The organism is Variovorax sp. LjRoot175 (assembly GCF_964253805.1).
Lineage (GTDB): Bacteria > Pseudomonadota > Gammaproteobacteria > Burkholderiales > Burkholderiaceae_C > Variovorax.
Genome location: NZ_CAXURY020000002.1, coordinates 1447239 through 1471464, shown reverse-complemented (window position 1 = coordinate 1471464; position 24226 = coordinate 1447239). Strand labels below are relative to the sequence as shown.

The window sequence follows — 24226 nt, the reverse complement described above, 5'->3', positions numbered from 1 at the left end:
TTTGACAATCCAAGGTTTGCGATTTGGAAACCTTGCCATCGTGGATCGTCTTCGCTGCCTCCAGATATTCACCGAAGTCGCACGCTGCGGCAGCTTCGTGCGCGCTGCCATGCAGCTCTCACTCTCCCGGGCGACGATCACCAAGCACGTCGCCTGGCTCGAGGTCTCGATGGGCGCGCAATTGCTCAAGCGCACCTCGAAGCAGGTCGCCCTCACCGAAGCCGGCGCGCGCGTCCTAGAAGCAGCGCGCGACCTGCTCGAGCGCTACGAAGCGATCGAAGGCGAGGTGCGCGACGTCGTCCACCTGCCGCGCGGCGCGATCCGCGTCGGCACGCCGCCCTCGTTCGGCGCCTATCACCTCATGCGGCTGATCGCGCAGTTCACCCATCGCTATCCGGACATCGAAGTGACGGTGGTTCATGACGATGGCCGTTCCGACCTGGTCGCCGAGGCGCTCGATCTCTCGATCCGTATCGCACCTTCGCTCGAGGATGCGAGCTATGTCGCCCAGTCGCTCTTGAAGGCGCCGCAAGTGGTGGTGGCGTCGCCCGCCTACCTGAAGGCGCACGGCCGGCCCGCCACCGCAGCGGATCTCGCGCGCCACAACTGCCTGGTGCACATCATCAAGTCGGGCGCCGGCGTGTGGAAGTTTGCCGGCAACCCGCCGCAGGAAGTGCGCGTGCGCGGCACGGTGCGTTCCAACCTGGGTGACGCGATCAAGCAGGGCGCCTTGCTCGGCGCCGGCATCTCGCTGCATCCCTATTACATGGTGTCGGAGGAACTGCAGGCCGGGACGCTCGAAGCCCTGTTACCCAACTGCGTGCCTGAAGAGCTCGACATCAACGTCGTGTTCTCGACGCGGCGCAACATGCCGACGCGCGTGCGGCACCTGCTGGAATTCCTCAAGGAGTGGTCGCGCCATCCGCCCGACTGGGCCTTGCCCAGGGCGACTACCTGGCGCGCCCGAGTCACTCCGCCTTGAGCCCGAGCTGCCGGATCAGCGGACCCCACTGGTTCATTTCGGAGCGAACGAGACCGTCGAGCTCCTGCGCGCTGGAGCCGAAGCGGAAGCCGCTGGACGGGGAGACGTTGCTCGCGAGGCCGCGCATGTGACCGCACCGGCATCGGAGCGGGAGGTCTAAGGATGGTGTTCAAAACTCTGCCCAGACGAGTGCGGTGGCCGAAGCCGAAGCCGGAGCGTCGGCGGCAAGCGGCGAATTTGCATTGACACCCGAATCTTCGCCGGCCGATGCCAGGCGCACGGGCAGCAGCACGGCAGGCGTCGGATGAAGCGACGTCAATTCGCGTTGGCGGTCGCGCCGCCACTTGAACAACAAGTTGGCATTGATGGCGTGGGCCATTGCAATGGCCGCCACTGACGCGCCGGGTTGCATGCTCAGCTCGATCAGTCGCGCCTTGAATGCACGGTCGTGATGGCGACGTGACGGTTCACCGCCCTCTGCTTGACTCTTCATGGTGTGCACGATCTCCTGATGATGCACACCATCTCTGGGCACGCACTCTTCAGTCAGCATGCTCCGAGGTCAGGCCAGCTTCGACAACAACGGTCCTGGCCGGACTATTACTGCGAATCACGCGGGCGGAGAACTACAATTTTCCATGGCTGAGTTCCTCCGAACTTCCGTGACGTGGGTGATTGACTTCCACTACGACGGTCGTCCGCGACGTTGGTTTCGGGCGTTCCGCCCTAACGTCAACGTGCACGAGGCGATGGTGGCGGAGCTGCGCGACCTGTACGGGGAGCGGGCAACGCTCGTGGAGGTGCGCCCTGCCACGGACGAAGAGGAAACGGGCTACCTGCGTGGCGAGGAACCAAAAAACGCGTTCTGCCCAATGCCCGTTGCGCGCAAGCCTGGCTGAGCGCCGGGCTCCTCAGGGGCGAAGACAGCTCGATTGGACAGGTCAGCACCCCTGCCTGCGATTCATTGGAAGGGCGCAGTCATTGGAAACCAATGCTCCCGGTCATTTCGCAGCGCTTGTATGGTCGCTGCGTCGTGTGGCCGCGCCGTCACCAGATGACTTTATGACTACTGGCGGCTGGCGGCTGGCGGCTGGCGGCTGGCTGTTAGTCGTACCCTGGCAGGCGATGAGTCTTTGCGCCTTGATGGCCCCACGAGGCGCAGCAACTCCAACCGGGAAGGGCAAACCCCGCCCAGCAAGGCGCCAACTGTCGTGTCGAGTGCTTCTGCAATTGACTTCAGCTCAACCTCGTCGGGCAGCGCGAGCCCCTTCAGTACCCTCCCCAGTCGGTACTCAGCGCGCGCATCAAGCACTTCCTCCTCAGAAGCTCCGAGGGACTTCCGAATGAGGCCAACGCGGGTGAAGCCAAGTGCGGCCGTGCGCGCACGAACTTGCAGGGCCAGGTCCCATGCGAGCTTCCCGCGTTCCCTGACTGCAACATGCTCGTCAGCGTGTCGGATTCGCTGTCGATAGGGTGACTGGTCGATGCCTCTTGGCAGCGCGACGTTGCGATGGTGCGCTGGTGGTGCTCCCGATGAGGAACGATTTGGCCCACAGGGGCCTGCAGCTTCACTCATGGGTAGTGACGATAGAAACGTACAAAAACATGATCACCTGGCCGGCGGTTATAGGAGGCGGCACGGTCGTCACAACGAACGCGTTGCAGACTTCCATCGAGCGCGACCGTTGAGGAATCGAGCGACGACGACCGCGTCTTTTCGCAGCGACTGGCGCCTGGTGCTCCGTTCAGGAGCTCCGTGCCGCAAGGGATGTCAACTCGCTACTGGAAGCCGTCAAGCCGAGCCATGCCAACGCGGAGGTGGCTCGGAGAGCCCGCCGCAGTTCGCTCTCGCGCACTGCCGGCATACGGTCTCCAGCTGAAAGAATGTTGTTAACTCTGGAGGATGGCCGGTCGAATCCGGCGAGCAAGCGCATTGCTGGCACGCCCAGCGCTGCAAAGTTCGCGTGGTCTGAATTGGCCATCAGGGGCAAATAAGAACCGATGTGCAGGTCCGCAGCAGAACTGGCCCGCTCCACGAAGGGCTCAAGTCCCGGGAAGTCGCTGGTCAGCGCAGTCAGGTTTTCATCGCCAGCGACCGTATCCAGATTGATGTTCAGCTTCAAGGTCGCGAGCTCACTGGCTTCAAGACTCTTCAGGTATCCCGCAGAGCCCGACAAGGCCCATTCTTCCGCGGAGAAGAAGCAGATGCGCAGGCTGTTCGTTCCTCTCCCGACCCGCATGGCCAGCGCCCTGGCGGCGGCCAAGGCTGTGGCCACCCCCGTGGCATTGTCCAGCGCGCTCTCGCCGAGGTCGTGGCCATCGATGTGGGCGCTGATGACAACACGTTCCTCGAACTCCCCAGGGATGTCTAGTACGCCGACGCCCGCGGTCGAGCCTTCCAACTCCTTTCCGGCAATCGTCAATCGGATTGGTGCGTTTGGGCCAGCTGATGCGATGCGGTCCGCCGACTCCCGGTCGATGTAGGCGGCCGGAATGCCCGGCTTGCCACGGCCCCTTCCTGAAGAACCAGATAGAAGTCCCTGCTCGGGCAGATTGTTCGCAATCAGGAATCCCGCAGCCCCGCGGGAGACTGCCATGTCGTACTTCTTGCGACGGTGCAGGTGGGTCGGCGAAAACGGATACTCGTGGCGAACGAGGACGATGCGTCCGCGAATCTGTTCGCCGGCTGCATCGAAATCGCTCTGGCGCCCTTTCCCCAGGTCAATGACGGCCGCTTCGAGTCCTTCGGGGGGCGTTGCCATTGAACGCAGGAGCGGCCGGGAAGACAAGGTCTCCGAGCGGCCCAAAAGCAAGAGTTCGGCTTTCTCGCACACCCAGCCGTCGTAGGAAACCTCGACGCGGCGCGCACCGCGGCGTACCTCATTCAGCCTGCCAATCGTCCAATCCAATGCGTCGGAATCCTGTCCGCTTCCCGCGAGCCGTCCGCCGAAACTACAGATGCGTTCGAAGTCAGGCATCAGCATCGGGTCCATAGCGGCCTCATCCAGCCACCGATTCAGAGAGATGTTCATGGTAGAGCGCAATTGCTGTTTGTCGGCTGCTCACTCAACCTTGAGTTGTGCCCGCTGGACGACATCTCGCCATCTCACCGCGTCATCGCGGATGAACTTGCGCAACACTCCTGCGCTCGTATCGGCTGGCACTTCGACGCCTGCCGACTCCATGCGCATGCGCACGCTCGGCAACTTCATCACCTGCCGCATCGCGTCGCCCAGGCGAGTCTGGACCGCCTGGCTGACGCCTGCAGGAGCAACCAGCCCCCACCAACTCTCCACGGTCATGTTCGGAATGCCACTTTCCTGGAACGTGGGAACGTCGGGCGTTGCTTTCTGCCGCTGTGCGCTGGTAACCGCAATGGCGCGCAAGCGACCTGCGCGATAAAGGCCGCTCGCACTGGCCATCGTGGTGAAACTCGTCTCAATCTGGCCCGCGGCAAGGTCGTTCACGGCTGCCGATGCGCCTTTGTACGGGACGTGGACCATCTTGACGCCCGTGTTAATCATGAACAGTTCCGCCATCAGGTGGGTCAGCGAGCCGTTGCCTCCAGACCCGATGGATATGGCCGAGGGCTTCGCTTTCGCCGACCTGACCAAGTCGGCAGGAGACCGCGCAGAAAAAGTCTCGTTCACGAACAGGTAGGTCGGAGCGACACCCATCAGCGAGATGGGAGCGAAGTCCTTCTCGATGTTGTATTTGGCGCGGTCCCGGTACAGAGCGGGCACGATGGTGAAGGGCACATCGACGAGCAAGAGCGTGTAGCCGTCAGCACGCTCGCCGGCGACAAACTGGGTGGCGAGTAGAGAGCCCGCACCCGGTCGATTCTCGATGATGACCGCCTGACCCAAGGCCTTGCCCAGTTCGTCGCTGACGGCCCGCGCCAGCACGTCGGAGCTGCCGCCAGGAGAGTAGGGCACGACAATTTTGACCGGCTGCTCCGGATACTGCGCAGCGGCGCCGAGGCCCGCGAGGGCAAGTGCCAAAGCCGGCACCAGGGAAATGAGTGAGCGTCGCATGGTCGTCCAAGAATGGTGAACTCCACGATTCTGGTTGGCCCAAGCCCACTGCGCCAAGCGATGAATGGGCATACGCTATTCCATTCTGGAATGCCGTCTCGCCTTCGTTGATTTGCCCTGGCCTGGTGGCAACAAGTTCTTGGCCATGCTGTCAACCCATTCGCAGAAGCTGTCCAGATACGGTCCACTCTGGTTCGGCCTTGGGAGCATGAGGTAGTAGCCATACCGCCCAGATACCGTTTCATCGAACGGACGCACGAGCGCCCCGGTCTCGAGATGCTCGCGGACCAGGCAGAGCGGAACGATTGCGGCCCCCAGTCCATTCAGGACTGCCGGCAGCAGCACGGAGAACCCCTCGTACTCGGGAGCGTGGACGCCTGGGCCGTCCCAGCCCGGTGCCATCTCTGCTCGCCATTCATCCCATCCATAGCCCCGCTGGGCGCGCTTGAGCAGCGTGACTGAGGAGAGATCCTCGGGGGCCCGGAGCCGATGAGCCTTTGCCAGCGAAGGCGCGATGACCAATCCCATCTCGCGACCGCAGAGGTAGGAACTTGTCATGCCGCTGACGTGGCCGGTGTGCAGCTGTATTTCAGCGTCGAAGCCCTCCTGCCTGTCGCGCGGAGTCATGAGCCGCGGTCGAATGTTCAACCTAACGTCCGGGTGTAGGTCGAAAAATTCCCTCATGCGCGGGATGAGACAGAACTGCGCGAACGAGGGCGATACCGCGATGTTCAGATTGACGCGGGTTTCCGGACGGGCCACCAATGCCTCGGCCTCGTCGATAAGCCGTAAAGCCGCGGATATCTTCTCAAGATAGACCGCGCCGGCGTGTGTGATTCGCAACCCGGTCGGAGTTCGCTTGAACAGCGCTGACCCGAGCCGTTCTTCGAGCGACTGAATGTGTTTGCTGACAGCGCTTTGAGTGAGATGAAGGTCCTCTGCGGCGCGGCTGAAGTTCAGCTGGCGCGCAGCGACGAGAAAGACTCTCAGCGACGTCAAAGAGTTGCGAGAGCCCTTCATCGGTTGCCGAGGCTAGAGCGAAAGTAGCGGTCAGCACGAGCGAGGTCGCTCAAGCAGTTCGCGTTGTCCAAGGTTTGGCTGGGCAAGAACTCCGCACCCCCTTCATCCGACAGCCAAAGATGGAAAGTGTTCCCCAGGCGTGATGGAATCGACAAACACTGAAGAAAAACGGGTCCGCCGTCCGCCTGTGGCCCGCCAGCGGGCATCGAGCTTACGAGCGAATCGTCTCTCCGAAGTCCCACCCCGAAGTCTTCCGCCGTTAGCGACCCTCGCACTTGACCTCTTCCTTGAACACCTCGCGGCTGGCCTCGAGCTTGACCTTGCATGGCCCATCCCCGGAACTCATCCTTCCATTCCCCGCGCCACGTTGCTCCGATGCCATCCTTGCACTTGACCTCTCGCTTGAACTCCCCTCGCTTCGATTCCTGCTTGACTTCGCAAAGGCCTAGGCCAGCGGTCCTCCCGCCAGTCGCTACGCCAGTCGTTGCGCCGCCAGCGCTTCTTTGAGTCATCGTCATCTGCGAGAGCGCACGGGGAGGCGATGGCGGAAAACAGCATGAATGCTACAGCGGCTCGAATGGACATTTCGTACTCCTTGACGAGGGATGCGGCATCGAAAGCCTGTGCCAGGTGGCGCTGCCGCGCTCAGCGTCGATACGGATTGTGCGGGCGTCGGTCGTAACGATCAGGCACGCCATCGCGGTCGCTGTCCCGGCGTGCGTGGCGGTAGTGGGCACGGCGGTCGTGACGATAGTCGGCACGGTAGTCGTGATGGCGTACATAGCCATGCCGTGTGACGTCGTGCGGCGGGGGTGGCGGAACAACGACCACGCGAGGGCGATGGCCGCGGTCTCCATGGTGGGGCTGTGCTTGAGAAGGAGCGCTCAATGCGGCCAATGCGACTACGGCTGCAGCGCCGAATGCGAAAAACATCTTCTTCATTGCAGCTCCTTCGAGGAGTTGTATTCAGGAGCTCCGATACTGAGGGCGAAATGTGAAGGACAGGTAAGGCCGGAGCGAAATCTCGATGAATCTTCTACCAGTCACCGAACTTCAGGCCTGGCGTCCAGCGGCCGCCCGTCCAGGTCGCAGACCAGCCCGCAGCCCTGGTCCACCGGCTGCGCGGCTGTGCCGCGGTCGTGCGACATCGCCATCCATTCGGCGTCGAGAATCGTCCAGCCTTTTTCACGCTGGTGGCCGATCACCGTGGCCAGCACCGACAGGGCGATGTCGTCCACGCGGCAGACGTTCAGGCCGGCCATCACGAGATCGAAGAACACGAACACGCCGGCGCGCACTTCGGTGACGCCTTCCAGGCGCTCGGCGAAGAGCGCGGTCGGCGTCGAGCCGATGGCGCGGAGGTCGCGGCGTACGCTGGCCTCGTCCACGGCACCTCGCAGTCGAACGCGCGCAGGACCGATGTCAATTTCGATCACGCTTTGCGAGGCCCGGTCCGTGGGCAACGACTTTGAAACGGCCGGCGTCGAAGTCGCCTGCACGGTCACCGGCAACAGGATCGAGCTTGGTTCGGCCTCGTTGCTCGACTTCTCCGAACGCAGGCGTAACCGGCGCCAGTTGAACCGGAGGTTCGCGTTGATGCCGTGCTTCTGCGCAATGGCCGCGACGGATGCGCCAGGCTCCAGGCCCAGATCGACCAGCTCTCGCTTGAGCGACTCGCTGTGCCGGCGCCGGATGTCCTTGCTCGAGGTGACTCGCTTGTCCATGTGTGCACTTGACCAGTTAGATGCACACATCCAAGTGTGAGCGATCCTGCTCACGCCGGCGCGATTCCGACGGAGGCCTTGACGGGAGCCTTGGCCATTCGCGGGACGGCTATGAGGAGCCAGAGCCAGACTGCTTGTGGGCCGGTTCGCCGATGCGCATCACCTCGCGCGACAGGCCGTAGCGCTGCATCTTGACGTAGAGCGTGCTCTTGGCGATGTGCAGTTGGCGCGCCGCGAGCGTGAGGTTGCCTTCACTGGCGATGATTGCGCGTCGGATCAACGCTTCCTCGCCCTCGGCGATGCTGCGCACCTCGGCGCCCAGCGCTTCGGGGTGCGCTGCGCCCGAAGTTTCAAGGCCCGACAGTTCGGGGGGCAGTGCCTCGCAAGTCAGTGGTTCCGCCTCGCTCATCATCACGGCTCCCTGAATCACGTTGCGCAACTCGCGTACGTTGCCAGGCCAGCGGTACGACGCCAATCGCGCGAGCACCGCCACATCCAGAACCTCGGGCTCCGTCCCCTGCTCGCTCCGAAAAAGTTCCAGGAAATGCTGCGCAAGAAGCGCGACGTCACCCTGGCGCTCGCGCAACGGCGGAATGCGCAGGCTGGTGACAGCGATGCGATAGAACAGATCCATGCGGAACCGGCCCGCCGCGATCTCCTCGCGCAGGTCCCTGTGCGTGGCGGCGATCAGCCTGAAGTTCACCCGGCGCGGCGTGTTCTCTCCAAGGCGGTAGATCTCTCCCTGCTCCAGCACCCGCAGCAGATGCGGCTGCATGTCCATCGGCATCTCGCCGATCTCGTCGAGGAACAGCGTGCCGCCGTCGGCGGCCTCGATCTTGCCGGCCATGCCGCCCTTGCGTGCGCCGGTGAAGGCACCGTCGGCATACCCGAACAGTTCGCTCGCCAGCAGTTCGCGCGACAACCCGCCGCAGTTGAGCGCTATGTACGGGCCCGCGCAGGAGCCGTGAACGCCTCGCGCGAACTCTTCCTTGCCCACGCCGGTCTCGCCTTGCAACAGCACCGGCGTCCGGGACCGCGCCAATTGCCGCGCCTTGCCGATGACCTGCAGCATGGTCGGGTCTGCTGTAATGACGGTGGCAAAGGCGTCGCCGGCTGCCGCACTGTCTCGTTGGCCATGGCTTGCCTCTTGCGTCGCCATCGAGGGGTGCAGCGTCGCGCGGCCGCGCACCGGCACCACCAAAAGCGTACCCAGATGCTCCCCCTTGACGATCAGCGGCTCGAGCCACTCGGGCTTGATCCACAGGGGCAGCTGACGCCGGTGGCCGCCGCGCCCCAGCCGACCTGCAGCGAGTTCGGGCAGCCGGTGCGCGCCGGACAGGTCGATCTCACCGCCAGCGGCCGCGATCGCGATGTGCGCATGCTCGTTGGCCTTGATCGGACTGCCTCGCCGATCGAACAACACCAGACCCTCCTGCCGACCCGAATTCCAGCGGCCCATGCCGTGCTCCAACAAATGGTAGCGGCGCTCCATCTCCACCATGGCAAGCCGGCTTTCGATGCGGTTCGCGGTCGTGACCACCAGCGCCAGGCTCTGCCGGCTGTACGTCTGCGACAGGCCCGAGACGTCCAGCACGCCGATGATCTCGCCGTCCGTCGGATGCCGCACCACGGCGGCCGAACAGGTCCATCGCTTGATGCCGGCACAGAAATGCTCGGCAGAGTGGATCTGAACCGGCTGGCCCATGGCGAGGGCCGTTCCGATCGCATTGGTGCCGCACAGCGCCTCGTTCCAGGTTGCGCCTGGCATCAGGTGGATGGTTTCGGCCAATCCCATCGCCGGCGTGTCACCCTCCGTCATGAGAATCGTGCCGCGGGTGTCGGCCAACGCCATCATGGTGCCGGTTTGCGAGAGGAAGTCGTGCGCGCAGGCCATGGCCGGGGCGCTGGCTTCCAGAAGCTCGCGCTGGCGTTCGCGCAGCAGGAAGAGATCCTGCTCGGACAACGGCTGCGGCCCAACACGACGGTTCGGATCGACCTGCGCCTCCTGGCAGCGTTGCCAGGAAATGTCCACCAGCGAGCGCAGCGCCTCTGTCGGCCGCACGTCTCCACCGACGAAGGATTCCCACGCCGCCATGATGGCCGGCTCGTCGCCAGGGGTCGAGAACATCTGTTTGTCCCGTGGTTCCATGCTTGTCTCCGCCGGGCCGTGCAATGCGGCCTGCATGTCTGTGGGCGCGTCCGTGGGTGCAGGCGCTGCTCTCTGAATGATAGAGACAATGGCCATGGTGGGGCAACGCCCCATGGGATCTCCTTTCCGCCACGGTGGGCGAGATGGATGTTGTCAATGAAGACGCCCCGCATCGCAGTGAGCGAGCGGGGCATCGGTCAATTGCTTTTCAGTTCGCGCGTTCCGGCAGCGGCAGCTTCACCCACTCCTTGTAGAAGGCATCGATGTCGGGCTCGAAGTCGTGGATCACGGGATACCACGGCGTGGGTGCTTCGATGTCGTGCATCGTCCCGCACTGAGGGCAGTAGTACTCGCGATAGACCTGCCAGTTGGTGTCCGGCGCCATCAGCTTGGGATAGACCTCGGTCATCTCCTCCTCGGTCTGACGTACGTAGAGGTTGGCATGCAGCTTCCAGTTTTCGCGCCAGCCGCAGAACTCGTGGCCGCAATCGCACTTGGTGACCCATTTCTTGGTCTTGGCCGACTGGACGATGTGCAGGTGCGGGCCGAGCGGCAAGACAATGCGGTCATCCCAATCCAGCTTCTTCTGCAGCGCTTCGACGTACTTTTCGAAGCGGTCCGGATCCTTGGGCATCGAGAGCATGCGCAGCGTGGTGTCCCAGTCGAGCTTGCCGTCGACCAGGCCCTTGACTTGTTCGCGGGTGTAAGTAGTCATTTCAAATCTCCTTTAGGGTCTCATCGACCGCGTTCATTCTTCGACCAGCACGACGGTCTTCACGTCGGGCATCTTGGACAAGTCCATGCGGAACTTGGAGCCGTAGGTGGGCACGTCGAGTTCGTCCTCGGTCAGCACCCAGGACTCCGGCAGGTTCCAGAAGTCGCGGAACTGCTGCTCGAACTTCTTGGACAGACCGAAGCTGGTTGCGAACATGTGCTGTACCTGCGGCGAGGCGTTCTTGGTCAGGACGTGTTCGCGCTCGAGCTTCATCCATTCCTGCGTCGGGATCGAACGGGCCAGGCGTTGCCTGCGGATCTCGATGCGCTGCAGCGCGGTCTGTCTGGCGTCAACGGTCCACACGCCCTGGGCGTCCCGGGTCGCCACGGCACCGTAAACCTTCTGCGCATATTCCGGCAGCAGCAGGCTGTTGTTCAGGTCGCTGGCGATCGCGTCGGTCTCGCGGTCCAGCGGGTCGCCGAACCCGGGGCCGCCACGGAGGTAGTTCAGGTAAAGGTCGTAGTTCTCGTAGCAGTCCTCGGTGGTCATGCATTGCTGGTCGCGCTTGACCACCGCACCGGCATTCAGATGGTTCTCGTAGTCCGGCAGATCCGGGTTGGCGTCGCCGCCCAGCGGCAGGCTGTCGCCGATCGCGATGCGTTCCTTCAGACCGGTCTTGTGCGCTTCGAAGCGATAGCCGGTGGCCGCCGGATAGCCGCCCATCAGGCCCCAGTCGCTGTTCATGTAGCCGTTGCCCATGAAGAACATCGTCCAGTCCTGGGCCTTCCACACCATGCGCAAGGTCTCGAAGCCGCAGCCGCCACGGTACTTCCCATAGCCACCGGAGTTGGCCTTGGCGTTGCGGCCCAGGTACAGCAGCGGCTCGGCCATCTCCCAGATCTCCATGTCGCCCATGTCGCCTTCCGGGTTCCAGATCGCGGCCGCGTGGTTCAGGCCGTCCTTGATGGCGCCGGCACCGGTCCCGCAGGACGAGGCCTCGAAGCTGTTGACCGCGTGGATCTCGCCATCCTGGTTGATGCCGCCGCCCTGCAGCCAGTTGGAGGTGTTGGCGTTGCCGGCGTTGACCTCCTCCAGATAGCCGCGGCTGAAGTAGGCCTGGCCCAGGCCGCGCCACATCGTTGTCCATGCGGAGACCAGGAAGTGCCAGGCATAGGCGTGCCCGGTACGGCGGTCGTCCGGGTTCATCCACGTGCCCTTCGGCATATGGAACTCGGTGCCGTAGTACGCGCCGTCGTTGATGCGCTGCGTGGGCACGAGGGTCTGCGTCATCATCACCCAGATGCCACTGGTGAACGCCACGTGATGCGCGTTGTACGAGTGCCAGCCCCAGCGGCTCGCGCCTTCGAAATCGAGCCGCCACGAACCGTCGGCTCGAATCTCCATCTCCACCGGCGCATGCATGATGGAGTCGAGCTTGGCGAAGGCATTGGAGGTCTGCACGTCCTCGTGCTTGTAGGGCACGTCGACGAACGCAACCTTGCGGTATTTGCCCGGCAGCGTCATCGCCTTGATGCGGGTCAGCAAGCCGCGCCGGCCTTCCTCGATCACCTCGTAGGCGAACTTCTCGTAGGCCTCCAGCCCTTCGTCCTCGATCACTTCCTCGATCAGGTCGCGGATCATGTGGCAACCGGCGATGCGGGTGCGCTCGTCGAGGATCCAGTACTTCGGCGTGCGCACCGAGCGCTGGCTCTCGTGCAGCCAGTCGCGCAGCGGCGTGTCGTTCACGCCGGTCTTGCGGCAGGTGATCATGTAGCCGTCGCCGAAGCGCTGGGTCTGGCCGGTGGACATCGAGCCCGGCGTCACCGCGCCGGTGTCGATCACGTGGGTCACGCCCCCGACCCAGCCAATCAGCTTGCCGTGCGCGAAGATCGGCACGATGGTGGCGATGTCGCAGGGGTGAACGTTGCCGATCGCGCAGTCGTTGTTGGTGAACATGTCCCCGGGATGGATGCCGGGATTGCCCTCCCAGTCGTTCTCAATCATGTACTTGATCGCCGCGCCCATCGTTCCGACGTGGATGATGATCCCCGTCGAGGTGAGCACACAGTCGCCGGCCGCGTTGTAGAGCGTGAAGCACAGCTCGCCTTCCTGCTCGACGATCGGGCTGGCGGCGATCTTCTTGGCAGTCTCGCGCGCATGCACCAGGCCGCCACGCAGCTTGGAGAACATCTTCTCGTAGCGGATCGGGTCCTTCTCGCGCAATTCGAGGCGCTGCAGGCCGTTGTAGTGGCCGGTCTTGGTGGTGCGCTCGAGAATGCCGTCGCGGAATTCCTTCAAGGTCTGGCCGGTCTTGAGCAGGTCGGCGAAGCCGAGTTCTTTGCTGGACATCATGTTCATGGTGATCTCTCCTTACTTCATTTCCTTGAGGTGGAACAGGCGGTGCTTGTCGAGCGTGGTCGAAAAGCCCTTCGGCACGACGAAGGTCGTGGCATCCGATTCGACGATCGCGGGGCCGGTGATGGTGTTGCCCGGCTTGAGCGCTTCCATCTTCCACAGCACCGCGTCGTGCCAGACCTTGTGGCGGTACAGCGACCGGGTACCGATGCGCGCGGCCGAAGGCGGCGTCGGGCCGCCTTTCGGATCCTCGGGCAGCACCGGCTTCTGGGTGATGACCATGCCGCGCATGATCGCGCCGGTGACCGAGAAGCCGAGTTCGGGCGAGCGTGCCGAGCTGGCGTAGACGCGGCTGTAGGTCTCCTCGAAAGCGTCGACGATGCGATCCCAGTCCTGTGCGGTCGCCGCGCTGGTGACCGGCGAGCTGATCTCCAGGTCGTTGAGCTGACCCATGTACTGCATGCGGTAACCTGGACGAAGAATCACCTCTTCGGGCTTGAAGCCATTGATCCGGAATTCCTCGATCACCTTGGCGGCCAGGTCGGACCAGGCCGCCTGGATGGTCGTCGCGGCTCGCGCCTTCTCCCCGTCGGCCGCGTGCTGCGGGAGCGCGAGATCAACGCTCTTGTCGTAGCGGTACTCGAAGTCGGCGCAGGCGCAGCCGAAGGCCGAAAAGCCCGCTGCCCAGGCCGGCACGACGACATCCTTGAAACCGAGCCCTTCGGTGTAGCCGTAGGTGTGCACCGGCCCGGCGCCGCCGTAGGAGAAGCACACGAAGTCGATCGGGTTGTAGCCCTTGGCGCTGACATTGGAGCGCAGGTACTCGCGCAGCTGCACGTCCAGCAACTCGATCACGCCGGCCGCAGCATCCTCCACCGAAAGGCCGAGCGGGTCTGCGATCTGCGCCTTGACGTGCTGGCGCGCGCGCTCCACGTCAAGCTTGATCGCGCCACCGAGGAAGTTGTCGGGGTTGAGGTAGCCGAGAACGACGTGACAGTCCGAGACCGACACCGTGTCGAGCCCGCTTTCAGGCCAGCAGGTGCCCACCCGATAACCCGCGCTGTCGGGGCCCAGCTTGATGGCACCGCTGTACGGGTCCAGCCGCACGAAGCTGCCGGCACCCGCGCCCACCGAGTCCATCGCCACCAGCGGCAGCGACAGCACCAGCCTCGCCATGTCGGGGTCCGCCACGATCGCGAAGTTGCCTTTCGTGATCAGCGCCATGTCGAAGGAAGTGCCACCGATGTCCGAACAAGCGACGTTGTCGTAGCCGAGCGCCTCGCCCAGAAGCTTGGAGCCGATCACGCCGCCGATCGGCCCCGAGACGATCGTGCGCGCCAGCTCCTTGGCCTTCCAGCTGATCGTCCCGCCGTGGGTGGCCATCACGCGCAAGTCGAACTTCGCGCCGTGCTTCTTGAATCGGTCGCTGACCTTCTGGAGCGTCTGGCGCGAGGGCTCGGCCGCGTAGGCTTCGAGCACCGTGGTGTTCATGCGGTGGCTCTCCTTGCGCTGCGGGTAGTAGTCGACCGATGCGAACACCGGAATGTCCGCGCCGATCTTCTTCAGCTCATCGAGGCAGACGTCGCGGGCGCGCTGCTCGCTGCGACCGTTCTTGTGCGACTGCAGGAGGCAGATCACGATGGCCTTCGAGCCGGCGGCGACCAGCTCGCGCGTCGCCTGGCGTACCTCGTGCTCGCGCAGCGGGATCACCACCTCGCCCTGCACGTCGGTGCGCTCGGTCACGCCGCGCGTGCGCCGCAGCGGTACCAGCGGTTCGTCGTAGCGATGGGTGTTGAGATGGATGCGCTCCTCCAGCGCGTAGCCCAGATAGCTCTGGATCGCGCGTCCCATCGAATGCACATGCTCGAAACCCTTGTTGACCATCAGGCCGACGTCGAGTCCTTTGCGCTGCACGACGCGGTTGAGCATCGCCGTTCCCGAGTACACGCAGGTCAGCAGTTCGGGGTAGACCTCATCGACTTCGCGTTTCCAGTGCGCCAGCGCATCCTGCGAAGAATTGAAGATCGCGAGCGACTCGTCTTGCGGGTTGCTCTGTGCCTTGCCGACGACAAAGCGCCCGTCCTCGCGCACGAAGAAGGTGTCGGTCATCGTGCCCCCGGCATCGATGCCCATCACCTGTACCTGTGATTGCACTTCCATGTGTAAGTCTCCTGGTGACTATTGATTCGGGTTGCTGGGGTTGGCAACCCGCCCGAGCGATCGATTCGCCCGCCCATTCCTTTGCAGCGGCCGTGCCACGACCGTGCGGATACCGGCCGAGTCGCCCTAAGTCGTTGATTCCGTTGAGCGCGTTCGGGTTTACGCGGAGCTGACGGCGATCGAACTTGCAATGTGGGGAACGTTCGACTGCCGGACGGAACGACCGGAAATCGGTCGGTGTGCGGTCATGCTCAAGGCCGCCATGCGCGATGCCTGTCGCATCGGAGGACCCGAAAAGAATGAAGCGCTGTCGGGCCTCGGCCCGCAGCGCTTCATCGACGGAAATCGGACTTGTGATTCAGCAGGCGCTGGGGCGATCACTCCACGACAGCAAGCTGCACGGCGGGCACCGAGAACTCGCGTCCAACGCCCATCCGCGCATACAGGTAGTTGTTGCGGGCCCTGTCGCTGAGTGCGTCCATGTCGACGTGCCCCTCGGGGTCGCATGGGAACGCATAGCCGCGCCGCTCACGAAAGAGCGGGCGGAAGTGCAGTTCGTAGTGGGTGCCCGGGCGTGAAGCCAGTTGTGACGCATTCATGGTGTGCTCCTCTCTTAGGTCCTGAGGAGTGACGCGGTTCGAGCAAAGCACCTTTGCTTTGCAATGGACATGCGATTCGCGTCGCTCGCCTCTCTAGGCGCAACGACCATGCCAAAGCTTTGCCGGCCGGGGGAGGCCCTTCAAGTCATTGATTTCATTGCCTATTGATGGATATGCGCCGTTGTAACTGGCAGTGCTCCAGGCACTGGGGACGTCCGGTTTCCGGACGGGCCGCATTCTCATCGCAGAAGAATCGCACCAGAACTACATCTGTCACAAGCCGGGCAGCTGGGAAGCCATATTTTCGAATCCAGATTCCTGGAGTTGCTATGCAGGACAGCTCGCTTGCATTCAGGAAGCACTCGAGGATCCGGCGCAGCGCAAGCTGATCGTCGCATCCCAACGCTGATCTGGCGCAACCAGGTGCGTCGAACAATGCTCCGAGCAGCGGCCGTTCAGGTCCGGTTGGGCGGACTGACGATCGCCGATCTTCTCGGCCTCGAATGGGAACGGCGCGTGGTGAAGAAACTGCACTACGTCGCTTGGACTGAGGCGCGAGGCCGCGGATCAACCGCAGCAAGCCTCAGTCGAACGAGTGCGAGCTGTTGTTGCCGGTGTCATCGTCCACATGTCCGATGACAAGGCGAAAGACGGTGCCGCGGCCGAGTTCCGAACGCAGGCTCACTCGGGTGTTGAGCGCACGCGCGAGTCGCGAAACGATCGACAGCCCCAACCCGAAGCCTTCGGCGCTGACCGATGCGTTCTCCACCTTGTAGAACTCGAGAAAGACGTTGTCCAGCTCTTCCCCGGGAATCCCGACGCCCTGATCGCAGATGTCCACCACGAGGCCTGCAGAGCGGACGCGAGCGGACATGAGCACCTTTCGTCCGGGCGGGGTGTACTTGATTGCGTTGGAAACGAGATTGCCGATCATGCGTCGCATGCGCACCGGGTCGGTCCGCAGCTCGAAGTGCGCCGCACGCATCCGCAGCTCGATAGACTTTGCCGCCGCCATGGGCTCGTCTGGACTAGGAGGTCATGAAGGATCTCGGAGATGTCGATCGTCGAGATGCGCAGCTTCGTCTGGCCATTCTCCATTCTCGCCATGTCGAAGAGCGAATCGAACAGCCGGTTGATGGCCGCGGCCGCCTTGGCGATCTTGGGCACGATGGTGCGGTACTCCTCGGGCATTTCCACCAAGTGATCGGCATAGAGGGAGATCGCAAGCACCGGCTGGCGCAGGTCGTGCGCTGCAGTGGCAATGAATCGGTTCTTGACGGCAACCGCCGCTTCCGCCTCATGCCTCTTGTCGCCAAGCGTCTTGATCAGCTCATACTTGTGGAACTCCAGCTCGAATCCCCTCCTGGCATTCGCATGAATGCGCCCGGAAATGCGGAACAGGAGGAGCCAGTGGATGATGGGCAGCGTCAGGAACCAGGGTTCGTAGTAGCGATGGTCCGCAGAGGATGTGCCGAGCCGGTAGGCCACGCAGCCGAGCATCACCACAAACAGCGTGTTCACGTACTGCCGAAGGACTGGCGGGTGCAGCGCCAGGCGGTAGATGGGAAAGGTCACCGTGCCCGCAAGGATCATCCAGCAGACGAATTCCTGGCCGATCGGCATTCGGTCGAAGAACAGCAGCACCGATGTTCCCCATACCACCGCGGTCGCAACCCAAAGCGGGCCAATACGCCGGCTGAAGGCGCTTTGCGCCGCCTGCCTGTGCGCGGTTGAAAAGCGTTTGGAATTGCTTGTCGCAGCGATCAAGTGCATGGGCGCAACCAGTGCGGCGGCTGCGAGCCAGGCGAGCAAGGGAGCGAGCCGACTGTAACGCCACGAGATTGCCGCGAGGAGGAGCGTCGATCCCGCCGCAACCAACTGACGCTCCCGGTGTTCCGCCATGAAACTCTTCATGAGCTGAAGCTTCACGTAGGCCTCGCGCTCGGCGGACAAGGCCTCTTCGTCCGCGTCCCGCGCGCGAGGCGCGACAGCCTCCCACCATCCGGTGTCATGCTGGGTCGGCGTGGGCGTTTTCAAAGGTCCGCTGTCGGGCGCCGCGGGTCGGCCCATCAGAATCTGAGTGGGCTGACCTGGTTGAGAATCGCGCGCGCCACGCTGTGGGCCACCAGGCCGGAGGTCCTCGGGTTGTCGGGCGACGGCAGGTTGTGCGAGGTGAACTCAAGCTTGCCGAAGGCACCGTGGGCGACGAGGTGGTGAACGTTGCAGTCCACGGCTGGGTCGGCGATGAGGGTCACTTCGGTTCGATCGAGGCCAATGCCGGCCAGCGCGATCGTCGATGCGACGTTGGCATTCTTGGGGAAGCCGAGCGACGCCTCTCTCGCGCTGCCCTGGAATACCACCGTTGCAGCGCTGAGGTCTGCGAGAGGCCCGACCGAAGCCGCCGGTGTGCCGAGCCAGGCTGAGGGCGGCTTGCGGCCGGTGTAGCGGACGCTGTCCAAGCCACCGATCGCCGCGGCCGCCAACGCATCTATGGCGCCGACCGCACCGGTGATCAACTGCGCGAAGGTCCTGCCGGCCTTCGCTGCAGCCAGGATCTCGGCCAGCACCTGAGGCGCGGCAAGAGCGCCGACCGAGCAAATGAAGCATGGAATGCCGTCACTGCTGTCCGGTTAAAAGTTGAACAGATTCAACTGGTTAGCGAGGTCAGGCGGTTCCGAATGGGACAGATCGGCCTGCAAGGCGCATGAAAGCTGGGTTTTCTCGAATACCGAGACCGACAAGATCTGTAGACAAGTGTAGAGAGAGGCATCGAGTTGAAGCTCCTTCCTGACAATGGCGATGAGCACGTAAGTGGCGACGGCGCACCAGACCTGCGTCTTTACCGCGTTCTCGCTGTTGCCCATGAAGTGTTTGATGCGCAGGTGCTGCTTGATCCACTTGAAGAACAACTCGACCTGCCAGCGGCTCTTGTAGAGCGCAGCGATCGTCAGCGCCGGCAAAGCCATGTGATTGGTCAGGAAGACGAGAGTCTTGCCCGACTCCGGGTCCTTGAACCGGATGCGTCGCAGGTGCTGCGGATACTTCTTCGCCGAGTAGTGCCCATTGAGCATCACTTGCTGATCGCTGATGATGCCGGTGCTGCGATCGGTGGCAGCCGAGTAGACGCGCCGGGCGTCCATCGGCGACTTGGCGCGCGTGACGAAGAAGGCGCCGGCCTGCTGCAGTGCATGCAGCCTCGCGAAGTCGACGTAGCCGCGATCCATCACATAGAACGCGCCGGCCTCGATGACCAGCATGTCCAGCACGTTCACGTCGTGCAACTTGCCGTCGCTGATGTGGATGAACGCGGGGATGGCCCCGCGCAGGTCCAGCAGGGTGTGCAGCTTGATCGCCGCTTTGGTGGAGCGAAACGGCGCCCAGGAGAACAGGCTCAAGCACAGGTCGATGGTGCTGGAGTCCAGGGCGTAGACCGTGTTGTCCAATTCCACGCCGAGCACCGCATCGCCCACGTAGAGCTTGCGCGCGCGACGGATCAGCACCGCCGCCAGGTCGGACCAGATGCGCCAATCGCGCGACTCGTTCGCATCGGCCAGGGTCGATCGCTTGACCGCCGCGCGAAAACCCATCGCATAGAGCTTGCTGGCATTGGCGGACAGGCTGACCTCGATATCGCGCAGGCTCTCTCGCCACGTCAACTGGGCGAACGCCATGGCGCGGAACTGCTCGCCACAGGTCAGTGTGCGAACGCCCGAGTTGCCACCATAGCGATTCACGATTCGGGCGAAGCTGGTCCATGGAACGAACTCCATGAGTTGAGCGAACAAGGTCTTGCCGACGTACACGCGTGCTCCCCAGGGCTGTCAGACCCCGGAAAGTACGCGGTTCCTCGCGATCGACGTTCAAGTCGGCACCAAACAAAATCGGCCTGCGGCCCGCGCCAGTGCTTGATCTCAGGTTCGGCGCGGGTCATTTAACCGGACAGTAGTGGAATGCCGTGCCTCAGCGCCGGCACGACGTGCTGCGTCACGGCCGTGTCGCTCGCCATCTCGACCACCAGATCGGTAGCTTCGTAGGGCACGGCCCTGAACACGGGCACGCCGTTCCAGGTTTCGGCTTTCTCGCCTGCTTGATGAGCGCGTGTCGAGCGCACCACCGACTCGATCCGGACATCCGTATGGGAAGCCAACTGGCCGAGGACTTGCGTCGCAATGGCTCCTGTCCCGATCAAGCTCAATCGCATCGGCGGCCTTCCAGTCACGCGCCCACGATGAAGGGCTCGTCCGTCGCGAATCTGGACGAGAGCAGAAGGGGTGCGCCATGCTCCTGCACCAGGATCATGTCCTGGACATGCCAGTGGTCCTTGTGCGGCTCCAGTGCGAGCACCATGCCTGCTTCCAGAACGATGTCGGAGCCGCGCCGCAGGATCGGCTCCTGCTGGTGCCACCAGGCGCCCACGCCATGGCCTACCAGCAGCGACTTGTAGGCCCACTGGCGCCTGTCGAACGCATCCATCACGAACTGGTGCAGATCGCCCACTCTCGTGCCGGCGCGGCAACGGTCGATGGTGGCGCGGTAGATCTCCAGGTTGATGCGGTATTCCTCACGCTGCAGGGCGCTGGGCGGGCCCATGACCACGTTGCGCGACTGGTGGCCCGGATAGCCGCCGAGATAGGCCACGTAGTCGGTGCGGATCACGTCGCCGAGTGCAATGACCCGGTCGCTTTCGCCGGCGTAGGCGATGGTGTTCTTGTCGGAGTTCAGAATGCCATGCGCCCATTCGAAGCCTTTTGCCAGGGAGGTGGCGATCATGTCCGCATGGATCTTGCGTTCCGTGTCGCCGGGGCGGATCCGGCTGAAAACCTCCAGATAGACCTCGTCGAGCAGGTCCGCGGCTTGCTGGATCATCTGCACCTCGGCGGGCGTCTTGATCCATCGCACGCGGTTCATCAACTCGGTGCAGTCCACCATGTCGAGGTCCTGCAGCCGGTGCTGCACGTACTCCCAATCGCGGGCACTCACATAGTCTTTCTCGAAGCCGACGCGTGCGTGCGCCAGGCCAACCTTGTGCATCACGTCGGCGAGCTTGGCATAAGGCGATTCGACATAGCCCTCGTACAGCGCGATACGCTCGACCCACGCATCGCGCTGAGCCAGGCCGGCTGCGGTTTTGTTCGCGATGATGACCGGCTCGCCATGACGGGGCCAAAGCAGCATCACCGCGCGTGCGGAGTCCGCGAGATCCTGGTGGCGCGCCAGGGTGCCGGGGTAGACGACGCCCGACAAGTAGGTGAAGTTCTGACCGGAGCGCAGAACCACGGCGTCGAGCCCGGCTTCATCCATCAGCGTGTGCAGCCGGTCGACGTTGGCGATGCTCTTGCGGCGGGGAATCATGAAAAATCTCTCCTGTCTTGTTGCGGGAACTCGACGCGGCGGGCTGCCCGCGTCAAAACTTTCGGATTTCTTCCGGCGCCAGCGACTGGGCGACGATGGTGCGCATCACTTCGACGACGGCCGCATTGGCCGCCGGCGGAATGCCGTCGCACCAGGGCCGCAGCTGGCCGCTGCCGCCGTCGATCAAACCCAAGCCGACACCCACATGCGCCAACGCGAACTCTTCTTCGGCCGTGTGACACAGCGAGAGGTCCCGGCGCAGCAGCGCCAGGCCGGCTGTCACGGCGTTGGCGCCCATGTTGGAACTGTTGGCCACGAGCAGCACGTCGGTCTTGACGGCCGAGTACACGCCGCCGCCGCACGGCGTGACGTCCTTGAAGGCGAATTGCGGCGAGGCTTCCGAGAGCCGCGCATGAATGTTGCCGAAGCCGATCTCGTTGCCGCCGTCTCCGATGCCGAGGGTGCGCTTGCCCATGGCGCGCGCCGTGTGGAACAGGCGATCCAGGTTGGCGCGAAAAGCCGCGCGCGAGACGCCGGTCGCGCCGTAGATGATGCCGTTGACGTTGCCGCCGAGCCGCTCGATGGCGCACAGGATGTCGCTCTCCGCGGCCAGCCGTTCCTGCATCGCGAGACTCTCCAATCCGATCTCCAGCACCTCGACATCGAGTCGGGTGGCCCTCAGCAGTCCGCGAAACGGCTCGGCCGCCACCGGGTCGGTCAGCACGCGCACCGAATGCCCCAGGGCAACGAGCGCGCGGGCCAGCACCACCGTGCCGATCGGGCCGTCGTTCTCGCCCACCGGCATGTGGCCGGGCACCGCCGCGCCGCTCACCAGCAGCACCCGAGCGGGCGGTCGATCGAACTCGCGCGCCGCCGCATGCACCAGTGGCATGCCCGCGGCCTCGCGGGCCATCAGGTACATCGCCCACTTGGCACCGCGCGGCAGGCCTCGGCTGCGCATCTCCACATTCATCAGGCGGTCGATGTTCTCGCAGGCAATGGCGTCCACCGTCGACGCCCCGTGCATCTCCGCTTCAGTCAACTTTCGCTCCGGACTGCTGGATCACCTTGCGCCACTTGGGAACTTCGCGCTTCACGAGCGCCGAGAAGTCGGCCGAGGAGGACCAGTTGACGTCGATGCCGGCGGTCTTGAACTTCTCCTGCACCTCCTTGGACGCAAGGACGCGTTGGACCTCGCGATTGAGGCGCTCCACGATGGCGGGCGGCGTGCCCTTGGGCGCGAAGAGGCCGTACCACGTCACGAGTTCGTAGCCGGGCACGGCCTCGGCGATGGCCGGAACATCGGGCAGGCCGGCATTGCGCGCCGCGCTGCTGATCCCCAGGACCCGCAGCTTTCCCGAGCGCAGTTGCGGCAACGCGGAAGGCATGGTGTCGAACATCATGTCCACATGGCCGGCCAGCACGTCGGCCATGGCCGGACCGGCGCCCTTGTACGGAACGTGGAGCAGGTTCGCGCCCGACATCGTCTTGAACAACTCGCCGCCCAGATGCTGGGCCGAACCCGGTCCGGCAGACGCATAGCTCAGGCCTGCGCCGGCCGGCTTCGTCTTTGCCAGCGCGATGAGCTCGGCCACGTTCTTCACCTGCATCGAGGGGCTGACCATCAGGAGCAGCGGGGTCGACGCCACCGGCGACACGGGCGCGAAGTCGGCGATGGGGTCGTAGCCCAGCTTGCTGTAGAGGCTGGGGTTGACCGCGTGGGTGGCACTGCTGCCCAGCACCAGCGTGTAGCCGTCGGGTGCCGCGCGCGCCGCCTGTTCGGTGCCCAGGCTTCCGCCGGCGCCGCCCTTGTTGTCGACCACGACGGCTTGCCCGAGCAGCTCCGCGAGCTTGTCGCCGACGATGCGCGCCACCGCGTCCGTTCCGCCTCCCGGCGGGAAGGGCGTGATCAGCCGGATCGGCTTGTCGGGGTAGTCAGCCGCCTGCGCAGGCGCGAGCGCCAGGGCCAGGGGGCCGGCGAGCCCGAGGGCAGAAACTGCGGCAATAAGTTTTCTCATGGTTCATCCCAAATGCATCTGTAGGGGCCAGGAAAAAAGAAGAGCGCTTCCATCCTGAATGGATCCCAGTCTCTGGGAACTCATGCGCGCGTCAAAGCGCATAATTCCTATGAGGCAATAGAAAAAGCTGATGGCTTGTCATGACGCAGGAAACGCGACAGTTCGCCTACGGGCATCTCAAGCTCAGGCATCTGCACCTGCTGGGCTTGCTGGAGACCGAAGGGTCCATCACGCGTGCCGCCGAAGCCCTGAACCTGACGCAGCCCGCCGTGAGCGCGATGCTGAGAGAACTCGAGTCCATCTTCGATCTCCAGATGGTCCAGCGCAGCCCGCGCGGCGTGAGCCTGACGCCGGGCGCCCGAGCGGCCCTGCGCCGCTTTTCCATTGCGCTGGCCGAGGTCGACTCGGCACGCGACGAGGCACTGTTCGCGGAGCAGCACGCGCGGCAGCGCCTGCGCGTCGGCGCGCTGACGATCGCGATGGTCGAGCTCATTCCCAGCGCGATGCGCAGCTTCCTCGCGTCGGCTGGCCATGTGCGCGTCGAAATCTCCGAGGGAACTGTCGACGGGCTGACGGACCAGCTGATGCGCGGTGAACTCGATTGCGTCGTCGGCCGGATCGGCTCGGCGTGGGCCCGATCGGCGGGAAGATCGCAGCTCGCGCAGACCAAGCTGTTCGACGAGCCCAGGTGCCTGGTGTGTCGCGTCGGCCATCCTCTCGCCGTGCAGCGCTCGGTGGGTCTGCGCACGCTTGGCGAACAGCAATGGATCCTGCCGCCGCTGCCGTCGTCGTCGCGCCTGCTGTTCGACGAACTGTTTCTCATGCGCGGGCTGACGCCTCCTCTGCCTACCGTCGAATCCGTGTCCGTTCACTCCAACATGGACATGGTGGCCACCACCGACCTGCTCGCCGTGGCGCCGCTGGCGGTGGTACGGCGGCACGTGGCTTCGGGTCACCTGCACAAGCTGCCGGTCTCGGTAGACCTCACCGGCATGTCGATCTCGGTCATCTGGCGCCGTACAGGCGAAAGCGATGCGCTGGTGACGCGCTTTCGCGACGCACTCGTGCTCGCGAGCGCGGGGCGCGCGCGCAAGAAGTAGGGTCGATAGGGCTGCTGC

The 24226-nt window shown here is 64.0% G+C and carries 22 protein-coding genes and 1 pseudogene; 3 read left to right on the top strand and 20 right to left on the bottom strand.

What is annotated here, in order from left to right:
• Positions 1–40: 40 nt before the first annotated feature.
• The gene (locus tag ACSQ89_RS37520; protein WP_436297200.1) at positions 41–982 is read left to right on the top strand and encodes a LysR substrate-binding domain-containing protein; all 942 of its coding nucleotides are present in this window, start codon (positions 41–43) and stop codon (positions 980–982) included.
• On the opposite strand, the gene ACSQ89_RS37515 is transcribed toward ACSQ89_RS37520, so the two are convergent.
• Together ACSQ89_RS37515 and tnpA (ACSQ89_RS37510) are read right to left on the bottom strand one after the other, a co-directional pair.
• Positions 969–1109 (bottom strand): hypothetical protein, encoded by a 141-nt coding sequence (locus ACSQ89_RS37515; protein WP_436297199.1) that lies wholly within the window; start codon positions 1107–1109, stop codon positions 969–971. The two genes, ACSQ89_RS37520 and ACSQ89_RS37515, sit on opposite strands and share 14 nt — an antisense overlap.
• A 42-nt stretch (positions 1110–1151) precedes the next feature.
• Positions 1152–1535: an IS66-like element accessory protein TnpA gene (gene tnpA / locus ACSQ89_RS37510; RefSeq protein ID WP_436297198.1), complete on the bottom strand. Its 384-nt coding sequence runs from the start codon at positions 1533–1535 to the stop codon at positions 1152–1154.
• An 85-nt stretch (positions 1536–1620) separates the two neighbouring features.
• On the opposite strand from tnpA (ACSQ89_RS37510), the gene ACSQ89_RS37505 reads away from it, so the two are divergent.
• A complete protein-coding gene (locus tag ACSQ89_RS37505) occupies positions 1621–1881 on the top strand; it encodes a hypothetical protein (protein ID WP_436297197.1) in 261 nt (86 codons plus the stop codon).
• An 846-nt stretch (positions 1882–2727) separates the two neighbouring features.
• On the opposite strand, the gene ACSQ89_RS37500 is transcribed toward ACSQ89_RS37505, so the two are convergent.
• The 18 genes and pseudogenes from ACSQ89_RS37500 to ACSQ89_RS37415 all read right to left on the bottom strand — a co-directional run bounded on the left by ACSQ89_RS37500 (position 2728) and on the right by ACSQ89_RS37415 (position 23108).
• On the bottom strand, positions 2728–4014 hold the full coding sequence (locus tag ACSQ89_RS37500; RefSeq protein WP_436297196.1) for a M28 family peptidase: 1287 nt from the start codon (positions 4012–4014) through the stop codon (positions 2728–2730).
• Between the two features lie 30 nt (positions 4015–4044).
• On the bottom strand, positions 4045–5016 hold the full coding sequence (locus ACSQ89_RS37495) for a tripartite tricarboxylate transporter substrate binding protein (RefSeq protein ID WP_436297195.1): 972 nt from the start codon (positions 5014–5016) through the stop codon (positions 4045–4047).
• Positions 5017–5091: 75 nt separating this feature from the next.
• Positions 5092–6036 carry a LysR substrate-binding domain-containing protein gene (locus ACSQ89_RS37490; protein WP_436297194.1) on the bottom strand — a complete coding sequence of 315 codons (945 nt, stop codon included), beginning with the start codon at positions 6034–6036 and terminating at the stop codon, positions 5092–5094.
• Positions 6037–6599: 563 nt separating this feature from the next.
• On the bottom strand, positions 6600–6893 hold the full coding sequence (locus ACSQ89_RS37485; RefSeq protein WP_436297193.1) for a hypothetical protein: 294 nt from the start codon (positions 6891–6893) through the stop codon (positions 6600–6602).
• A gap of 216 nt (positions 6894–7109) precedes the next feature.
• Positions 7110–7760 (bottom strand): annotated as a pseudogene (gene tnpA, locus ACSQ89_RS37480) (IS66-like element accessory protein TnpA); the annotation flags it as partial.
• 109 nt (positions 7761–7869) lie between these two features.
• Positions 7870–9909, bottom strand: coding sequence for a sigma-54-dependent Fis family transcriptional regulator (locus ACSQ89_RS37475; protein WP_436297192.1), 2040 nt, complete (start codon positions 9907–9909; stop codon positions 7870–7872).
• Positions 9910–10117: 208 nt separating this feature from the next.
• The gene (locus ACSQ89_RS37470; protein WP_436297191.1) at positions 10118–10624 is read right to left on the bottom strand and encodes an acetone carboxylase subunit gamma; all 507 of its coding nucleotides are present in this window, start codon (positions 10622–10624) and stop codon (positions 10118–10120) included.
• A 33-nt stretch (positions 10625–10657) separates the two neighbouring features.
• Positions 10658–12982, bottom strand: a complete 2325-nt coding sequence (locus tag ACSQ89_RS37465; RefSeq protein WP_436297190.1) for a hydantoinase B/oxoprolinase family protein — start codon at positions 12980–12982, stop codon at positions 10658–10660.
• A 12-nt stretch (positions 12983–12994) separates the two neighbouring features.
• Entirely contained in the window at positions 12995–15139 is a 2145-nt protein-coding gene (locus ACSQ89_RS37460; RefSeq protein WP_436297189.1) for a hydantoinase/oxoprolinase family protein, read from the bottom strand.
• 377 nt (positions 15140–15516) lie between these two features.
• Positions 15517–15738, bottom strand: coding sequence for a hypothetical protein (locus ACSQ89_RS37455; protein ID WP_436297188.1), 222 nt, complete (start codon positions 15736–15738; stop codon positions 15517–15519).
• Between the two features lie 583 nt (positions 15739–16321).
• The gene (locus ACSQ89_RS37450) at positions 16322–16672 is read right to left on the bottom strand and encodes a sensor histidine kinase (protein WP_436297187.1); all 351 of its coding nucleotides are present in this window, start codon (positions 16670–16672) and stop codon (positions 16322–16324) included.
• Positions 16669–17808, bottom strand: a complete 1140-nt coding sequence (locus ACSQ89_RS37445; RefSeq protein ID WP_436297186.1) for a sensor histidine kinase — start codon at positions 17806–17808, stop codon at positions 16669–16671. Before ACSQ89_RS37445 ends, ACSQ89_RS37450 begins: the two co-directional genes overlap by 4 nt.
• The gene (locus tag ACSQ89_RS37440) at positions 17808–18350 is read right to left on the bottom strand and encodes an aspartate dehydrogenase (protein ID WP_436297290.1); all 543 of its coding nucleotides are present in this window, start codon (positions 18348–18350) and stop codon (positions 17808–17810) included. Before ACSQ89_RS37440 ends, ACSQ89_RS37445 begins: the two co-directional genes overlap by 1 nt.
• A gap of 18 nt (positions 18351–18368) precedes the next feature.
• Positions 18369–19541 carry an IS4 family transposase gene (locus ACSQ89_RS37435; RefSeq protein WP_436297185.1) on the bottom strand — a complete coding sequence of 391 codons (1173 nt, stop codon included), beginning with the start codon at positions 19539–19541 and terminating at the stop codon, positions 18369–18371.
• Positions 19542–19669: 128 nt separating this feature from the next.
• Positions 19670–19939, bottom strand: a complete 270-nt coding sequence (locus ACSQ89_RS37430; protein ID WP_436297184.1) for a hypothetical protein — start codon at positions 19937–19939, stop codon at positions 19670–19672.
• A gap of 14 nt (positions 19940–19953) precedes the next feature.
• The gene (locus tag ACSQ89_RS37425) at positions 19954–21090 is read right to left on the bottom strand and encodes a M24 family metallopeptidase (RefSeq protein WP_436297183.1); all 1137 of its coding nucleotides are present in this window, start codon (positions 21088–21090) and stop codon (positions 19954–19956) included.
• 52 nt (positions 21091–21142) lie between these two features.
• Positions 21143–22132, bottom strand: coding sequence for a glutamate cyclase domain-containing protein (locus ACSQ89_RS37420; RefSeq protein ID WP_436297182.1), 990 nt, complete (start codon positions 22130–22132; stop codon positions 21143–21145).
• Positions 22125–23108, bottom strand: coding sequence for a Bug family tripartite tricarboxylate transporter substrate binding protein (locus tag ACSQ89_RS37415; protein ID WP_436297181.1), 984 nt, complete (start codon positions 23106–23108; stop codon positions 22125–22127). The genes ACSQ89_RS37420 and ACSQ89_RS37415 overlap by 8 nt, the downstream gene beginning before the upstream one ends.
• A 140-nt stretch (positions 23109–23248) precedes the next feature.
• Between ACSQ89_RS37415 and ACSQ89_RS37410 the strand changes: the two genes are divergently transcribed.
• Positions 23249–24208: a LysR substrate-binding domain-containing protein gene (locus ACSQ89_RS37410; protein WP_436297180.1), complete on the top strand. Its 960-nt coding sequence runs from the start codon at positions 23249–23251 to the stop codon at positions 24206–24208.
• The last annotated feature ends 18 nt before the right edge of the window (positions 24209–24226 follow it).

What these genes read in the sequence shown, in the direction of transcription:
- ACSQ89_RS37515 (WP_436297199.1), bottom strand. Translation starts at nt 1,109, where the DNA reads ATGCGCGGCCTCGCGAGCAACGTCTCCCCGTCCAGCGGCTTCCGCTTC.
- tnpA (WP_436297198.1), bottom strand. Translation starts at nt 1,535, where the DNA reads ATGCTGACTGAAGAGTGCGTGCCCAGAGATGGTGTGCATCATCAGGAG.
- ACSQ89_RS37505 (WP_436297197.1), top strand. Translation starts at nt 1,621, where the DNA reads ATGGCTGAGTTCCTCCGAACTTCCGTGACGTGGGTGATTGACTTCCAC.
- ACSQ89_RS37500 (WP_436297196.1), bottom strand. Translation starts at nt 4,014, where the DNA reads ATGAACATCTCTCTGAATCGGTGGCTGGATGAGGCCGCTATGGACCCG.
- ACSQ89_RS37495 (WP_436297195.1), bottom strand. Translation starts at nt 5,016, where the DNA reads ATGCGACGCTCACTCATTTCCCTGGTGCCGGCTTTGGCACTTGCCCTC.
- ACSQ89_RS37490 (WP_436297194.1), bottom strand. Translation starts at nt 6,036, where the DNA reads ATGAAGGGCTCTCGCAACTCTTTGACGTCGCTGAGAGTCTTTCTCGTC.
- ACSQ89_RS37485 (WP_436297193.1), bottom strand. Translation starts at nt 6,893, where the DNA reads ATGGAGACCGCGGCCATCGCCCTCGCGTGGTCGTTGTTCCGCCACCCC.
- ACSQ89_RS37475 (WP_436297192.1), bottom strand. Translation starts at nt 9,909, where the DNA reads ATGGAACCACGGGACAAACAGATGTTCTCGACCCCTGGCGACGAGCCG.
- ACSQ89_RS37470 (WP_436297191.1), bottom strand. Translation starts at nt 10,624, where the DNA reads ATGACTACTTACACCCGCGAACAAGTCAAGGGCCTGGTCGACGGCAAG.
- ACSQ89_RS37465 (WP_436297190.1), bottom strand. Translation starts at nt 12,982, where the DNA reads ATGAACATGATGTCCAGCAAAGAACTCGGCTTCGCCGACCTGCTCAAG.
- ACSQ89_RS37460 (WP_436297189.1), bottom strand. Translation starts at nt 15,139, where the DNA reads ATGGAAGTGCAATCACAGGTACAGGTGATGGGCATCGATGCCGGGGGC.
- ACSQ89_RS37455 (WP_436297188.1), bottom strand. Translation starts at nt 15,738, where the DNA reads ATGAATGCGTCACAACTGGCTTCACGCCCGGGCACCCACTACGAACTG.
- ACSQ89_RS37450 (WP_436297187.1), bottom strand. Translation starts at nt 16,672, where the DNA reads ATGATCGGCAATCTCGTTTCCAACGCAATCAAGTACACCCCGCCCGGA.
- ACSQ89_RS37445 (WP_436297186.1), bottom strand. Translation starts at nt 17,808, where the DNA reads ATGGGCCGACCCGCGGCGCCCGACAGCGGACCTTTGAAAACGCCCACG.
- ACSQ89_RS37430 (WP_436297184.1), bottom strand. Translation starts at nt 19,939, where the DNA reads ATGCGATTGAGCTTGATCGGGACAGGAGCCATTGCGACGCAAGTCCTC.
- ACSQ89_RS37425 (WP_436297183.1), bottom strand. Translation starts at nt 21,090, where the DNA reads ATGATTCCCCGCCGCAAGAGCATCGCCAACGTCGACCGGCTGCACACG.
- ACSQ89_RS37415 (WP_436297181.1), bottom strand. Translation starts at nt 23,108, where the DNA reads ATGAGAAAACTTATTGCCGCAGTTTCTGCCCTCGGGCTCGCCGGCCCC.
- ACSQ89_RS37410 (WP_436297180.1), top strand. Translation starts at nt 23,249, where the DNA reads ATGACGCAGGAAACGCGACAGTTCGCCTACGGGCATCTCAAGCTCAGG.